Genomic DNA, 14,620 nt, shown 5'->3' with positions numbered 1-14,620 from the left:
GATTGCGCAGGCGGTCACGTCGCAGCCGCCTGCGACACATTGCTTGGTCGCATCTTGAACAGGAAATACAGGATGGCACAGGCCGCCAGCGCGCCCGCGATGTTGCAGGCCAGTTCCGCCAGGTAGATCGCATCGGCGCCCATGGTGGGCTGCAGCAGTGCGGCGAAGGGGACCATCACCAGCAGCACGCGCCCGCCGCTCAGCAGCAGCGCGGTGGTTGCGCGGTCTATGGCGTTGAGCGCGCCGTTCACGACGATAAGCACGCCGTATCCGGCATAGCCCCACACGGCGAGCTCGAGATAGCGCGCGGTCTGTTCGCGCACGGCCTCGCTCTCGCTGAACATCCCGGCGAAGAAATCGCGGAACATGAACAGCGCAAGGCCGGCCAGCAGGCCGTAGCCGATGCAGAATAATCCCGCCTGCACCAGTGCGGCGCGCGCCCGGTCTTCCTGTCCTGCGCCCCAGTTCTGCCCCACGATTGCGCCGATGGAGCTGGACAGCGCCAGCAGCGGCACGACGGCGAAGGTCTGCAGGCGGCCGCCCGCGCCATAGCCCGCCACCGCGTCCTGCCCCTCTGCGGCAAGGAAGGCGGTCAGGACCGACAGGCCGATGGGATTGATCGAATTGGAGAAGGCCGCTGGCCCCGCAACCCGGGCGAGCGACCAGCTGGCCGTGCCGAGCTTGCAGCTGTTCAGGCGCGATGGCTCGACGGGGATCTGGCTCGATTGCATGCAGCCGAAGGCCACGGCGAGCCCGATGCCCCAGCCAATGACAGTCGCCCAGGCCGCGCCGGCGATCCCCATGCCCTCGATACCGAAGCCGCCATTGATTAACAGGGGATCCAGGATCCAGTTGGCGACGGAGAAACTCAGCAAAATGGCGGTCGCGCGCTTGGCTGCGCCCTGTCCGCGCAGCACGCCGTTCATGCCCATCATGGTCACGAGCAGCGGGAAGCCCAGCGCGTATATGACCATGTAACTATCTATCAGCGGAAGAGTTGCCTCATTCGCCTGCATCAGTTCGAACAGCGGGCCGCGAAGCAGGTAAAGCAGGCCTGCCACGACCAGGCCCACAGCCAGGCCCAGCACAACGCCCAGGTTGCCGCGCCGCTTCGCCTTGTCGGTGTCGCCTTCGCCCAGGGCGCGGCTGACGACGGAGCTGACGCCCGCGATGATGCCCACGCCAAGGCTGGATAGCGCGGTGGTGACGGGGAAGATGAAGCTGATTGCGGCCAGCGGCTCTTCGCCCAGCTGGCCGACAAAATAGGCATCGATGATGCCCACGGACATGATGGCCGCCACGCCCAGTATGATGGGCGCGGTCTGCTTCACCAGATGGCCGCTGATGCTGCCTGTTGTGAGTCTTGCCTCGTCCGCCATCGCCCACCAACGCGCCGCCGTGCCGGAAGGTTTCTCCGCAGCGCAAAAAGCGCGCCCGCTGGAAAAGGCTGCGGCTGCGCGATACAGCCACATCATGACAGCCATGACCGTTAACGGCCGGCCTATCCGGTTCGCGCTCGATCCGCAGACGCCGCTGCTGCATGCGCTGCGCGATGCGGCGAACCTGACGGGCACGAAATATGGCTGCGGCGTGGGCGATTGCGGCGCCTGCATGGTGCTGGTGGATGGCGAGGCGCTGCGCAGCTGCCTGGTCACCATCGCCGAAGCCGAAGGGCGCGAGATCGTGACCATCGAAGGGCTAAGCTACGACCGGTCCCACCCCGTACAGCAGGCGCTGGTGGCGGAGCAGGCGATCCAGTGCGGTTTCTGCACGCCCGGTATCGCCATGGCTGCGGCGGCGCTGATCCGGAAGAGTCCCTCACCCTCGGAAGAGGATATTGCCGAAGCGATCCCCAATCTGTGCCGCTGCGGGGTCTATCCCCGGCTGGTGAAGGCCGTGCAGCGGGCAGGGCGCGTATCCATGCGGCGCGAGCGGATCAGCGCCGCGCCAGCGCCGGGTATCGAGCCCGGCGATGCGGCGCGCGCCGTTCCTGCGCTGAGTGATGGATCGGCGGCGGAAGGCGATCCCGCCGGCGATTGAGCCTGCCAGCCGGTTACAGCTTCATCCGGACGGTCAGCGTGGCGTTCAGTGGATCGCCGGGCTGGATGTTGTTCGGCCCGTGCGCGGCGGGATAGTAATCTTCGTCCAGCAGGTTCTCGACATTCAGCTGGACCGCAATCGTGTCCGTCGCGTCGTAGAACAGGCCGGCGTCGACGCGGGTATAGGCGGGCAGGCGAACCGGGCCGCCGATGGGCACGAGCTGGGAGGACTGGTGAATCACGCCCGTGCCGATCGCCAGCCGGTCGGTCAGCTTATAGCGACCCCAAAGCGAAACCTGGTGTTCGGGCAGCTGTTCCAGCCGCGTTCCCGCGACCGCGCTGGTCGTATCTTCGCGCACCTCGCCGTCGAGATACGTGTAACCGCCGCTGATATCGAAATTGTCGGTCAGGCGTCCCGTCACGCTCAGTTCGATACCCTGCACGCGGCTCGCGCCGGTCAGGACGACTGCGCCGGGATTGAGCGGATCGGTGGCCTGCGTATTGGACCGGTCGAGCCGGAAGGCGGCGCCGGTGATCAGCAGGTTGGGGCGCGGGGCCCACTTCACGCCGATCTCGTAATTGTCGAAGCTCTCCGGCTCCAGCAGTGCGGTCGTGCTGCTCAGGACGGTGAACTGGTCGCCCGATTGCGGCAGAAAGCTCTGCGAATAGCTGGCGTAAAGCGAGACATGCTCCAGCGGCTCGAACACCAGGCCGACGCGCGGGCTCCACTTCTCGTCGGTGCGCGATAGGGCGGTGCTGGAGCCGACATCGAAAGTGTCGAGCTCGAACCGGTCGTAGCGTACGCCCGCAATCAGCTGCAGCGGGCCGAAGTCGAGCTGCTCCTGCGCGTAGAAGGACAGGGTCGTGAGGTCCGAATTGCGCTCTCGCTGGAAGGTGGTGGTGAAGGCGGGCACGCTGATGGTGCGGCCAAGCGGCACGGTTGTGCTGGTGGCCCCGCCTGCAAACAGCACGCGGTTGCGGCCATCGATCGATTCCTGGCCCATCGCCTCCACACCCAGCAGCAAGGTATGGCCGACTTCGCCGGTCTGGAATTCCGCGACAAGGTTCGCCTGCCCGATCAGGTTCTGCCGGTCGGTGGAATTGTCGTATCCTGACAGGGTAACGGTGGTGGCCGTCGCGCCGGTCGGCACGATATTGCCGTAATACTTGTCGTAATCGGCATATTGCAGCGTGCCGTTGATGCTGACCGCGTCGGACAGTTTGTGGTCCACCCGTAGCCGCGCAATGTCCACGTTGGCCGTGGCGCGGTTGTAATCGGGATCGCCAAAGAAGGTCTTGTCATAGCCCTGGATCGGACCGGTGCCGAGCGAGGGCAGGCCGCGGTCGGTGACGCGGTCATCCTCGTCATGCACGTAAAATGCGCTGACCTGCGTGTCGCCGAATTCGGCTGTCAGCGTGGGGGCGATACCGAAGAATTCGCCTTCGAACACGTCGCGCGCCCCGTCGAACTGTTCGTAGGTGGCATTGAGACGCAGGCCGATGCCTTCGGCCAGCGGCGTGCCGACATCGGCCGCAAAGGCGAAGCCGCCGAAGCTGTCCACGCTGGCATTGCCGGCAAGGGTCAGGCCGTAGGGATCCGCGATCTTGGCCACGCGGTTGATGGCGCCGCCGCCCGCTCCGCGCCCGAAGATCAGCGCGTTGGGGCCTTTCAGCACCTCTACCCGTTCGACGTTGTAGAGCGGGCGATAATACTGCGCATCGTCGCGGATGCCGTCGATATAGAAATCGGCGGTGGTTTCCTGCCCACGAATAAACACGGCATCGCGGTGTCCTTCGCCGGTTTCGATGGAAATGCCGGGGACATAGCGGAGCGCCTCGCCCAGCTGGCGCAGGTTCTGGTCCTCGATCTGGTCCTGCCCGATAACGGCGATGGTCTGCGGCACGTCGACCAGCGGGGTCGGCGTCTTGGTCCCGGTGGAACCATCATCTTCGGAATAGCCGTCCAAAGACCCCGTCACGACGATTTCGGTCGGCAGATAATCGCGGTCGGCGTCCACCTCGATATTGGCGAGGGCGACTTGCGGGATGCAGGCTGCGGTAGTGAACGCGGCGACGCGAAGCGACTTGGAGAAGGCTGACACGGACGATCCCAACACTGGTCAAATTCTGGAACGGAATAATTCTGCGAATGACTCGCAAGAGCAGTCTTATTGCGAATGATTTGCAATGACAACAGAGAATGCAGGGTTGCCGCAAAAAAATCTCCGCCTAGTGTCGCGGCCGAGACCATTTCCTACGGAGCAGGGCATGAAGGCCACGATCTGGCACAATCCGAAATGCGGAACCTCGCGCAACACGCTGGCCATCCTGCAGGAGCGTGACGGCGTGGACGTGGAGGTGGTCGAATACCTCAAGAATCCGCCCTCGCGCGGCAAGCTGGCGCAATTGTTCGCGGATGCCGGGATGACCCCTGCCGAGGGCCTGCGCCTGCGAGGCACCGACGCGGAGGAGCGCGGCCTGCCGGATGCCGATGCGGATACGGTGCTGGATGCCATGGCGGCCTCGCCGATCCTGATTAATCGCCCGCTGGTGGAAACCGACAAGGGCGTTCGCCTGTGCCGCCCGAAGGAAACGGTCGAGGAAATCCTCTGACCCCGCGTGACAGGGCCGCCAGAAACCCTCGCCAGTCATATGCGCACTCATGGCGCCAATAAGGATCGCAGCTGCAGATGAACGGACATGACCTGGCAGGAGACAACCCGGCGAAGACCATAAAGGGCCGCATCAAGCGCGCGCTTGGCCCAGCGGGAGTTTTCTTCCGCGGGTTCCTGGAGCATCCCCGAATGGTCGGCTCCGTTATCCCCTCATCGGGCTCCACCATCGACAAGATGCTGGCCCCGGTCGACTGGGACAATTGCCGCGTCTTCGTGGAATACGGGCCGGGCGTGGGCACTTTCTGCCGCCCTGTCCTGGACCGGCTGGGACGCGACGGGATGCTGGTGGTGATCGACACCAACCCGCTGTTCATCGACTACCTCCAGCGCGAGATCCGCGACAGCCGTTTCCACGCCGTGCTTGGCAGTGCGGAGGATGTGGAGGCGATCGTGAAGGCGTTGGGCGAGGATCATGCGGATTACGTGCTGTCGGGCCTGCCGTTCTCGACCCTGCCGGAAGGCGTGGGCGAGAATATCGCTGCCGCCACATACCGTGTCACGCGGCCCGGCGGCGCGTTCCTGACTTACCAGTTCTCCACCACGGCACGCGACCTGACGGCGCAGCATTTCGAGCGGGTGGATACCGGTTTCACCTGGTGGAACATCCCGCCGTGCCTGCTGGCATGGGGCTGGAAGCAGCCCGCAGGCTGACGCCGCGACGATCCTGACATGAAACGGGCGCCGCGACCGCAGTCGCAGCGCCCGTATTCATGTTGCCGGCTTTCCAGCTTATTCGAAGGTTTCGCTGACCGCCCCGGCAGACGGACCTGCCAGCTGGCGGTGGATCGCCGCCAGGACCGACACGAAGATGATCGCGAAGCCGGCGCCGATAAGGCCGGAAAGGATCGCATTGATCGTCAGACCCAGCGTATCGCCAAGCGCGAAGACCAGCAGGCCCACGACCAGCCCCACCACCATCGCCACGATGAAGTAGACGATGAACAGCAGCAGGTAGAACAGGAACAGGCGAAGGGAGTTGCCCTTGCTCAGCTTCCAGCTGCGGGCCAGCGCCTTGATAGGGTTGTAAGTGCCTTCCAGCGCGATGACTGGCGTCAGCAGCGAGAACTTCACATACATGTAGATCGCAATCACCAATGCGAGAATGCTGACGATCACAGTGAGCGCCGTCGAACCGGCCAGCGCAGCCGCGCCGACGAGCAACATCAGCACGAGACCGATGAGGACAGAGGCCAGGATGTACCCGACAAAGGCCGGGATCATGCCTACCAGGCCTGCCTTGATGGCATCGCCCACCGTGGGACGGGACGCGTCACGCAGCAAAGCCAGCAGTGCAATGTAACCGGCGACCTGTGCGAGACCGGCTAGGACGAACAACCAGCCATAGCCCGCATAGAGTGCCAGAAGCTGTTCCTGCATCGCTTCGGGATCGGTCGTGCTGCCCAAAATATCCGTCAGGCTGGGGACCATCAGGCCCACCACCAACGCAGGCAGGAAGAAGAAGATGCCTGCCACGACCAGCAGGACTTCTTTGTTGCCGGCCATCATGGTGGTCGCATCGCGCCAGGCCGCACCCATATCGAATTTCATCGGTTGAACCCCTCTCGTTCGGATGCAGCTTGATAAACCGCCCTTCGCGTTGCAGGCAATCGCCCAATGTCTGGCATCCACTCCTTTGACGGCATCGAATGGCGCGTTTCCGCTGCGCCCGTGCCTTATCGCGAGGCTCTGGCAGAGCAGGAGGCACGCAATGCGGCAATCCGCGAAGGCACTGCGGGTGAGCTGGCATGGATGCTGGAGCACCCGCCGGTCTACACGGCCGGGACGAGCGCGAAGCCGGCCGACCTGAACGATCCGCGCTTCGATGTGGTGGATACGGGCCGCGGCGGCAAATACACCTATCACGGCCCGGGGCAGCGCGTGGGCTACATCCTGCTGGACCTGACGCGGCACGGGCGCGACGTGCGCCGGTTTGTCCACGCGCTGGAAGACTGGGTGATCGAAACGCTCGGCGATTTCGGCGTGGAAAGCTGGTCCGTGTGCGACCGCGTGGGCATCTGGTGCCGCGATGCGGATGGGCGCGAGGCTAAGATCGGGGCCATCGGGGTGCGCGTGCGGCGCTGGGTCACCATGCACGGCTTTTCGGTCAACCTGGACCCGGACCTGACCCATTTCGATGGCATCGTGCCCTGCGGCATATCCGAATTCGGCGTCACCAGCCTCTCGCGGCTGGGTATCACACTTGCGCCGGAGGAGTGGGATAGGGCAATGCAGGCGCGGTTCGGCGCGTTCCTCGCCCGGCTATCCGACGGAGACTGACGTTTTGAATACCGCCCTTCGCCTTGCTGCAATCCCGTCGCTTGCATTCGCGCTGGCTGCCTGCGGCGGCGATGCGCCTGAAGAGGTCGGCGATGCGGCCGCCTCTGCCGAAGTGGTGGAAGGCACGATCAGCGACGAGATGATCGCGCTGGAGAAGCTGAAATCGCAGCCGCCCCTGCTGGGCCGTTCCGGCGGCGGCTCGGACTCGGCTAGCGATGAGGGCGAAGAAGCCGAAGGCGAGGCTGGCGCCGAGTAAGGCCTAGCGTTCGCTTTCCAACAACCGGCGCGCCTGCGCCAGGTGCGGCTGGTCCACCATCTTGCCATCAACCTGCAACGTCCCTGCATCGGGCTGGGCGGAGAAGGCATCGACGATGGCCTGGGCCTGCTCGAGTTGCTTCGCCGTCGGGCTGAAGGCTGCGTTGATGATCGGCACCTGCGCCGGGTGGATGGCCATCATGCCGGCAAAGCCATCGGCATAGGATTCGCGCGCCACGCGCTCCAGCCCTGCTTCGTCGCGGAAGTCGGCATGCAGCGTGTCGATCGGCATGATGTCGCGGGCATGCGCGGCCAGCAGCACCTGCGCGCGGATCATGCGGAAGGCATCGGTCCAGACGCCGCGCTCGTCCCGCTTGCGGCTGGCGCCGATGGCTGCGGACAGGTCTTCGGCGCCCCACGTCAAGCCCGCAAGGCGCGGCAGGGGGCTTTCCAGATAGGCGATGATGCCAAGCGCGGAGCGGGCCGTTTCGCTCACAAGCGGCAGGATGCGGGTGGTGTTAACCTGGATGCCGTTGCGCTGTTCCAGCTCGTAAATCTCGGCGGACAATTGCTGCAATTGCTCCGGTCCGGCGGCCTTGGGGACCATGATGCCATCGGGCGCGCCCGGCATCACGGCAATCAAATCCTCGCGCCAGTACGGCGTATCCAGCGCGTTGATGCGGGCCCAGCGCTCCTTCATCCCGCCCGCAACCACGCGGTGGCGGTGCGCATCCAGCCAGGCCTGCGCCATGGGGCGGGCATCAGCCTTGCGGTGCGGCGCAACCGCATCTTCCAGGTCGACGATGACGACATCGGCCCCGCAGGTCGCAACCTTGCCGAGCTTCGTCTCGCTGTCGCCGGGTACGAATAGCCAGGATCGTAATGCCATCAATCTCGCGCCTTTATCTGTGGCCGCAATGTGTGCACGACACATCGCTACCGGAGCATTAAAGCGCAAGCATGGAGCAAAGAGCAACCCAAAGCGCGGGGCCCGCGCCGCTGCTGCCGCTGCTGGCCCTGCTGGCAGGCAATGCGGCGCTGGCGATGGGCCCTTGGCTGGTGCGGCTGGCAGACACCGGACCGGTGTCCGCGGCATTCTGGCGGCTGTTCTTGGCGATCCCATTCCTCGCCTTGCTGGCGAGGGGCAGCGGGCAGAAGCTTTCGGGGCTGGGCCGCGGTACGATGCTGGCACTGGCGGCGGCCGGTGCCTTCTTCGCTTTCGACCTTGCCAGCTGGCACATTGGCATAGAGATGACGCGGCTGGCCAATGCCACGCTGTTCGGCAATGCGGGCAGCGTGGTGCTGATGGCATGGACCTTCATCGCCCTGAAGACATGGCCGCAGGGCAGGGAGGCGCTGGCCATCCTTGCCGCGCTGGCAGGGGCGGCGATCCTGCTGGGCCGGTCGATGGACATTTCCGCCACCAACCTTGCAGGCGACCTGTTCTGCCTGCTCGCGGGCCTGCTTTACGCTGGATACCTGCTGATCCTGCAGGACAAGCGCGGGACGCTGGGCGGCTGGGCGCTGCTGACCTGGTCCAGCATCGCAGCGGCATGTGTCCTGCTGCCGCTGGCGCTGGTGCGGGGCGAGCCGGTGTGGCCGGGCAACTGGACGCCGGTGGTGATCCTGGCGCTTTCCAGCCAGCTGATCGGCCAGGGGCTGCTGGTCTATTCGCTGCGTCACTTCTCCCCGCTGGCCATCGGCGTCGCGCTGCTGACACAGCCTGCCATCGGGGCGCTGGTGGGCTGGTATGCCTTTGCGGAGCTGCTGGTCCCGCTGGACATAGCGGGCATGGTGCTGCTGGGATCCGCGCTGGCGATTGCCCGGTCCAGCACGCCGCGCGTGCGCGCGCCATCGACAAAACCGGCAAGCGCGGATAGCCCCTGACCGGACATACAGGGGGAGTAAGACCAGATGCGCACCATGTTCCTTGCCACCACCATGGCGCTGGCGGCCTGCGCGCCGCTTGCGGACACGGGCCGCCCCATCGCTGCGACACCGGCGGACAAGGACTGCCAGCCCGCAGGTGAGACGGCGGATGCGCAGTTCGAGGCGCTGGGCTGCACCTATGTGGACCTGCTGGCGCGCTACAACCCGGTCTATGCCACCAGCCTGGGCGACCACCGCTTCGACGGCGAGCTTCCCGACATCTCGGCCGATGGGCGGGCGGAGGCGCGCGCCGCGTTCGACGTGCTGCGCCGCCGCATGACTGCCATCGATTTCGCGCAGCTCAGCCGCCAGAACCAGGTCGATTACCGCCTGCTGGAAAACTCGCTCGCCTATTCCGCCTTCAGCGAGGACGAGCTGCAGGCTTGGGCCTGGAACCCGCAATATTACCATTCCATCGCCTCCTCCTCCATCTACACGCTGGTGGCACGCGACTTCGCGCCCTGGCCGGAGCGGTTCGACAGCATCGTTCAGCGCATGGAGAAGCTGCCCGCATTCCTGGCCGCGGCCCGCCAGCAGATCGACGTAAGCCGCGTGCCGAAGGTCCATGCGGAAACGGTGGCGAAGCAGAATGCCGGCATATCGATGCTGGTGGAAACCGTGCTGCTGCCGGAAGTCGTCGCCACGGGCGTATCGCGCACCCGCTTCGATGATGCGGTGGCCGGGCTGAAGGTGGCGCTGGCCGAGCACCAGGCATGGCTGGACGATGTCGTCGTGCCGGGCGCAGAGGGCGAATTCCGGCTGGGCCCGGATCGTTACGCCACCAAGATGGCCTTTGCCCTGCAGACGGATATGAGCGTGGCCGAACTGCAAGGCCGCGCGCGCGCCGCTTACACCGAGGCGCGGGGCCAGATGGAGGTTATCGCCCGCACCTTCCCCGAATGCGACGTGCCAGGCCAGCAGGAGGCGATCCAGTGCGCGCTCGCCATCAGCTATGCCGACCGGCCGGAGCGCGGAAACCTAGAAGAGGCGGCACGCGGCACGCTGGCGGAGGCCACCGCCTTCACTGAGAAGGAAGGCTTCGTCCGCATGCCGGATGGGCCGGTGGAAATCATCACTATGCCGGTATTCCAGCAGGGCAATTCGGTGGCCTATCTCGACGCGCCGGGCCCGCTGGAGCGCAGCTTGCCTGCCTTCTACGCCATGTCGCCTGTGCCGGATGACTGGACGGAAGAACAGGCGACCAGCTTCCTGTCCGAATACAACATCTCCATGCTCCACCTGCTATCGATCCACGAGGGCGTGCCCGGCCATTATTTGCAGCTGGATCATGCGAACCGCTTCCCCGGGACGCTGCGCGCCGTGCTGTCCAGCGGGCCCTTCATCGAAGGCTGGGCGGTCTATTCCGAGCGCGTGATGGCAGAGCACGATTATCTTGGCGGGATGGAAACGCGCGAGGGGCGGCTGTTCATCCTGAACGGGCTGAAGTTCCGCCTTCGCGCCATTGCCAACACGCTGCTGGATATCGGCATCCACACGCAGGGCATGACGCGCGCTGAGGCGATGGACCTGATGATGGTCGGCGCCTTCCAGCAGGAGCGCGAGGCAGCGGGCAAATGGGTCCGCGCCAACCTCTCATCGGTGCAGCTTCTCAGCTATTTCACCGGCTATGCCGAGCATGTGGCCCTGCGACAGGAAGCGGAACAGCGCTGGGGCGCGGACTTCAACGAGCGGACATATCACGACGCCGTGCTGAGCCATGGCAGCCCGCCGGTAAAATATGCCCGAGCGCTGATCTTCGACCTGCCGGTGGAATAGCCGCCCGCGAAGGTCTGGCTCAGGCGTCCATCGCCTGCAGGAAGGACTGGTGGCGTGCCTCAACCCCATGCAGGTCCGGCCCGGACAGGTGTTCGCGTGCCTGCGCGACCAATTGCTCGCCTTCCTTGATCAGAAGCGCGTGGCGCGTCTCGTCATTCAGCGTGGTCGAAGCGTTGGATAGCACGTCGAACATCACCATCGTCGCGGGCGGACTGGTCGCGACCGCGCTGCGCATCGTGCCAAGGCCGCGGTTTAGGAAGTGGGCGTAATCGTCCGACAGCAGCGAGATCCGGTCTTCCTCGGGATCGTCATTGTCGCCAAACGCCCGGTCGAGGTTGCGGCGGCCAAGCTCCGCCGTGGCGGCGCCCAGCCAATGCAGCACGGTGATCGCGGTGAAGGGGTCGTTGATGCCTGGGGAGAGCGCGCGAAGGCCTATCTCCACCAGCTCGTCTATCAGGAAGTGAAGGTCCTGCGCGGGCGTGCGCATTCCGCCCAGCGTCATGCACTTACGCACCTCCGTATCGTGCAGATCGTCGAGGCCGTCATCGTCTGACCATTGCACCAGCGGCATGCGCGGATGCACGAAATCACCGGTGCGGACCGCCAGCTTGATGTGGCCGCCAGCCTTTTCCGCAATGCGGTGCAGGCGCTCGTAGTCGATGCCTTGGATATATCCCGTCTCGGTCGCCGTGACGGCGCGGCCTTCCGGCACTTCCATCATGACTTCGCCGCGTGCTGGCCTATCGAACAGCACCTTGATGTCAGCAATCAGCCGCCGCCCGATCCCTTCCAGCACCGAGTTGATGCGGATGGAGCTGGGCACGTGATTGAGGAAATACACCAGCACCATGATGGAAATGCCCATCAGGACATAAGCCGTCAGCAGGCTCAGCTGCGGCACGAAGCCGGGCAGCGCATTGCTTTGCGTTTCAAGGAAGCCCGCCTCGTCCTCCGCGCGTACGGAGCGCAGCACGGTGATGGCGAAGACGAATGTGGCGATGAAGACGCCGAGCGACAGCTGGTTGCCGCGGTTCTCCATGAAATTGGTCAGCAGGCGCGGGCCGTAATTGCCGCTGGCATAAGCGACGGCAGCGATGGTGATGGAGAACACCGTCGAGGCGACCCCGATCATCGATCCTGCGATCACGGTCAGCATGTTGCTGGCACCATCGGGCCGCGCAGGTTGCAGCCATTCCACATCGTTCAGAAATGCAGCCTGCCCGGTCCGGTCCAGCCAGACGGTGGTCAGGGCCAGCCCCAGCGCAAGCAGTGAGAACAGGGCAGGCCAGAACCAGTAACTGGCGCGCGCCTTGAACCAGAAATTGCGCAGGGATGCGATCATGCGGCGTTGGCCCTTCTGCGGCCTTCCGGCCCGGCGATCTTCTTGAAGGCGGCCGTAATATCCGCCCTGTCGCAGTCATAACCCGCAGAGGCCTCGCCATGTTCCGCAAGGTCCTGCGCCATCTGCACAAGGAACCGTCTCAGGCCCGCCGGGCGGCCTTCGCCTTCGCAGCGGTCGATCAGGCGGTGGTAATTGTCCACCATGCGGATGGTGACGGAGGGATACTGGCAGGCAGCCTGCCGAAACGCGTTGAGCGGATCCTCGAACAAGCCGCGAAAATCCTGTCCGGGAAGCTCTATGCGATGGTCGTCAGCGAAGGCCGGCATCATGTCTTCATCGACCCAGCTGCCGAACTGGCCCGCCATGGCAGAGGCGATGCGGTCCGCCGCAGCGATCGCGGTGTAGAAGTCGTTTACTGCCGGGGAGAGTGCGCGGGCAGCAATTTCCACCAGCAGCCGGATCCGGAAGACCGCGCCCTGGCCGTCGCTGCGGAAGTCTCCGATGGGCAGGACTTTCAGCAACTGGCGCTCATCGTCGCGGCGCTGCTCCAGCAGCATGATCGGCTCGCCTTCCATCACATGCTGGCCGGGCGCAGCGCAGATCCGCACGCGTCCGCCATCCTCGCCCAGCAGGCGGCTGAGATGATGCAGGTTGTTACCTTCCACATACCCTTCGCGCGGGGCGGCAATTCCCAGCGACCAGTCGCCGTGGAATGGATCTGTCGCCGCGATGGCCACCGGCCCTTGCGCCGCTTCGCGCCCAAGATGGTGGATCGACCGGTCGATGAACACGGTGCGGCCCAGATCGTGGAGCGCCACGGTCAGCATCACGACGTTGAGCGCCTGCAGGGCTATCACCGCGCTGATCGTGCCCAGTGGCTGGCTGGACAGCGGCGCGTCCGCATCGATTGCCGCCATCGCGCCCAGCGAGAAGACGAGCGTGAAACTGAGGCCGGCGAGCGATACGCGCACCAGCCCTTTGTCCAGCCAGCGATCGACCAGCCGCACACCCAGATTGCTGCTGGCCACGGTCAGCACCAGCAGTGTCAGCGAGAAATACAGCGTGATGAAGGCCGCGTTCACACCGATGGCGACGCCGACAAGGTCCTTGGCCGTATCCGCCGTCGAGACCGGGCTAAGCCCGTTCGACAAGAGCCAGTCCGTCCCGGCATGCCGGTCCAGCGTCACTGCGAGGATCGCCAGCGGTAAGGCCAGCAGCACGCCGGCCGCGGGAAGCAGCCAATAGCTGGCGAAGATCCTGTGCGCCAGCCAACCCAGCCGCCCAAGGTAAGGCCCTGAAATATCGTCCTTCACTGGCCTGTTCCCTGCTTCAAATCATGGTCGGATCGGGAACCTAAACGTGCATGCGCATCTTTAGTTGCCATCAAACGGCGGATGCAGGCGACCATGCACCAGGCCGATCAACACGGTCGCGCTTGGGAAAATGCCATGCAGTTACCTGTCAGTCCGGAGGTCGCAGCAAATGCGGTCGGCAATATCGAAAATCTCGTGACCCTCACCAGCGGCCAGTACACCATGGGATCGCTGATCCTGATGGTCAGCTACGGCGCGCACTTCGCCTTCATCCTGTATTTCTTGATGACCAGCATGCAGCTGGCTCCGCGCTATCGCATCGTGCCGATCATGTCCGCCATCGTCATGGCGAGTGCCGGCCTCAGCCTGCTGCGCGAATTTACCACCTGGCAGGATGCCTACACTCTGGTGGGCGCGAGCTACGTGCCGATGCAGGGTGAAAGCATATTCACCAACGCCTTCCGCTACGGCAACTGGACCATCACCGTCCCGATCCTGCTGACACAGCTGCCGATCGCTTTCGCGATTTCGCGACCGGATTTGCACAAGCGCGCGATCCGCATGTCCATCCCGGCCGTGCTGATGATCTGGACCGGCCTTTACGGACAGTTCGGCGAGACGGGTGACTTCAGCCGCCTGAATATCTGGGGCGTCATCTCCACGATCTTCTTCGTCTGGCTGATCATCGAAGTGCGCGGCGTGATCACCGCAGCCATCGCCAATTCCCCGCCGCAGCTGGTCAACTGGCCCAAGAACCTGTGGTATTACTTCCTGGCGACCTGGGGCCTCTATCCCATCGCTTACGCCCTGCCGCAGCTGGGCTTCACCGGCGATATCGTGGTGGTGCGCCAGCTGCTCTTCAGCATCGCGGATATTTCCACGAAGCTGATCTACGGCATCATCCTGTCGCGTTACCTGCTGCGTCGCAGCGCGCTGGAAGGCTACGTCCCGGCAGCAGAGGCGCTGGAGACCAGCCCGCTTGGTGCCAAGGTCGCTTCGCAGCGCGGGGACTGA

14 protein-coding genes are annotated in these 14,620 nt (G+C 64.7%); 8 read left to right on the top strand and 6 right to left on the bottom strand.

Annotated features, from left to right (window positions below; translation table 11 throughout):
* Positions 1–14: 14 nt before the first annotated feature.
* Entirely contained in the window at positions 15–1,484 is a 1,470-nt protein-coding gene (locus tag A6F65_RS12195) for an MATE family efflux transporter (protein WP_335645327.1), read from the bottom strand.
* On the opposite strand from A6F65_RS12195, the gene A6F65_RS12190 reads away from it, so the two are divergent.
* Positions 1,474–2,040 (top strand): (2Fe-2S)-binding protein, encoded by a 567-nt coding sequence (locus A6F65_RS12190; RefSeq protein WP_067790646.1) that lies wholly within the window; start codon positions 1,474–1,476, stop codon positions 2,038–2,040. The genes A6F65_RS12195 and A6F65_RS12190 overlap by 11 nt on opposite strands.
* Before the next feature lie 13 nt (positions 2,041–2,053).
* Here A6F65_RS12190 and A6F65_RS12185 read toward each other — a convergent pair whose 3' ends face one another.
* Positions 2,054–4,141 (bottom strand): TonB-dependent receptor, encoded by a 2,088-nt coding sequence (locus A6F65_RS12185; protein WP_067789341.1) that lies wholly within the window; start codon positions 4,139–4,141, stop codon positions 2,054–2,056.
* Between the two features lie 166 nt (positions 4,142–4,307).
* Between A6F65_RS12185 and arsC the strand changes: the two genes are divergently transcribed.
* The gene (arsC, locus tag A6F65_RS12180; protein ID WP_067789338.1) at positions 4,308–4,652 is read left to right on the top strand and encodes an arsenate reductase (glutaredoxin); all 345 of its coding nucleotides are present in this window, start codon (positions 4,308–4,310) and stop codon (positions 4,650–4,652) included.
* A 77-nt stretch (positions 4,653–4,729) separates the two neighbouring features.
* Positions 4,730–5,365, top strand: coding sequence for a class I SAM-dependent methyltransferase (locus A6F65_RS12175; RefSeq protein ID WP_067789335.1), 636 nt, complete (start codon positions 4,730–4,732; stop codon positions 5,363–5,365).
* Between the two features lie 78 nt (positions 5,366–5,443).
* Here A6F65_RS12175 and A6F65_RS12170 read toward each other — a convergent pair whose 3' ends face one another.
* Positions 5,444–6,262, bottom strand: coding sequence for a glycerophosphoryl diester phosphodiesterase membrane domain-containing protein (locus tag A6F65_RS12170; RefSeq protein ID WP_067789332.1), 819 nt, complete (start codon positions 6,260–6,262; stop codon positions 5,444–5,446).
* Positions 6,263–6,328: 66 nt separating this feature from the next.
* On the opposite strand from A6F65_RS12170, the gene lipB reads away from it, so the two are divergent.
* Both lipB and A6F65_RS12160 read left to right on the top strand, forming a co-directional pair.
* Positions 6,329–6,991, top strand: coding sequence for a lipoyl(octanoyl) transferase LipB (gene lipB / locus A6F65_RS12165; RefSeq protein ID WP_067789329.1), 663 nt, complete (start codon positions 6,329–6,331; stop codon positions 6,989–6,991).
* A gap of 4 nt (positions 6,992–6,995) precedes the next feature.
* A complete protein-coding gene (locus tag A6F65_RS12160) occupies positions 6,996–7,247 on the top strand; it encodes a hypothetical protein (RefSeq protein ID WP_067789327.1) in 252 nt (83 codons plus the stop codon).
* A gap of 3 nt (positions 7,248–7,250) precedes the next feature.
* Here A6F65_RS12160 and A6F65_RS12155 read toward each other — a convergent pair whose 3' ends face one another.
* The gene (locus tag A6F65_RS12155; protein WP_067789323.1) at positions 7,251–8,135 is read right to left on the bottom strand and encodes an HpcH/HpaI aldolase/citrate lyase family protein; all 885 of its coding nucleotides are present in this window, start codon (positions 8,133–8,135) and stop codon (positions 7,251–7,253) included.
* Between the two features lie 71 nt (positions 8,136–8,206).
* Between A6F65_RS12155 and A6F65_RS12150 the strand changes: the two genes are divergently transcribed.
* Both A6F65_RS12150 and A6F65_RS12145 read left to right on the top strand, forming a co-directional pair.
* Positions 8,207–9,133 carry a DMT family transporter gene (locus tag A6F65_RS12150; RefSeq protein WP_067789320.1) on the top strand — a complete coding sequence of 309 codons (927 nt, stop codon included), beginning with the start codon at positions 8,207–8,209 and terminating at the stop codon, positions 9,131–9,133.
* Between the two features lie 27 nt (positions 9,134–9,160).
* Entirely contained in the window at positions 9,161–10,951 is a 1,791-nt protein-coding gene (locus A6F65_RS12145) for a DUF885 domain-containing protein (protein WP_067789317.1), read from the top strand.
* A gap of 19 nt (positions 10,952–10,970) precedes the next feature.
* On the opposite strand, the gene A6F65_RS12140 is transcribed toward A6F65_RS12145, so the two are convergent.
* A complete protein-coding gene (locus A6F65_RS12140) occupies positions 10,971–12,293 on the bottom strand; it encodes a DUF2254 domain-containing protein (protein ID WP_067789308.1) in 1,323 nt (440 codons plus the stop codon).
* On the bottom strand, positions 12,290–13,606 hold the full coding sequence (locus A6F65_RS12135) for a DUF2254 family protein (RefSeq protein ID WP_067789306.1): 1,317 nt from the start codon (positions 13,604–13,606) through the stop codon (positions 12,290–12,292). Before A6F65_RS12135 ends, A6F65_RS12140 begins: the two co-directional genes overlap by 4 nt.
* Before the next feature lie 135 nt (positions 13,607–13,741).
* On the opposite strand from A6F65_RS12135, the gene A6F65_RS12130 reads away from it, so the two are divergent.
* The gene (locus A6F65_RS12130) at positions 13,742–14,620 is read left to right on the top strand and encodes a bacteriorhodopsin (RefSeq protein ID WP_067790642.1); all 879 of its coding nucleotides are present in this window, start codon (positions 13,742–13,744) and stop codon (positions 14,618–14,620) included.

The sequence above is a fragment of the Paraurantiacibacter namhicola genome (assembly GCF_001687545.1).
Taxonomy (GTDB): domain Bacteria; phylum Pseudomonadota; class Alphaproteobacteria; order Sphingomonadales; family Sphingomonadaceae; genus Paraurantiacibacter; species Paraurantiacibacter namhicola.
The sequence above is the reverse complement of the archived record's forward strand: the minus strand, read 5'-3'. Positions and strand labels throughout refer to the sequence as shown.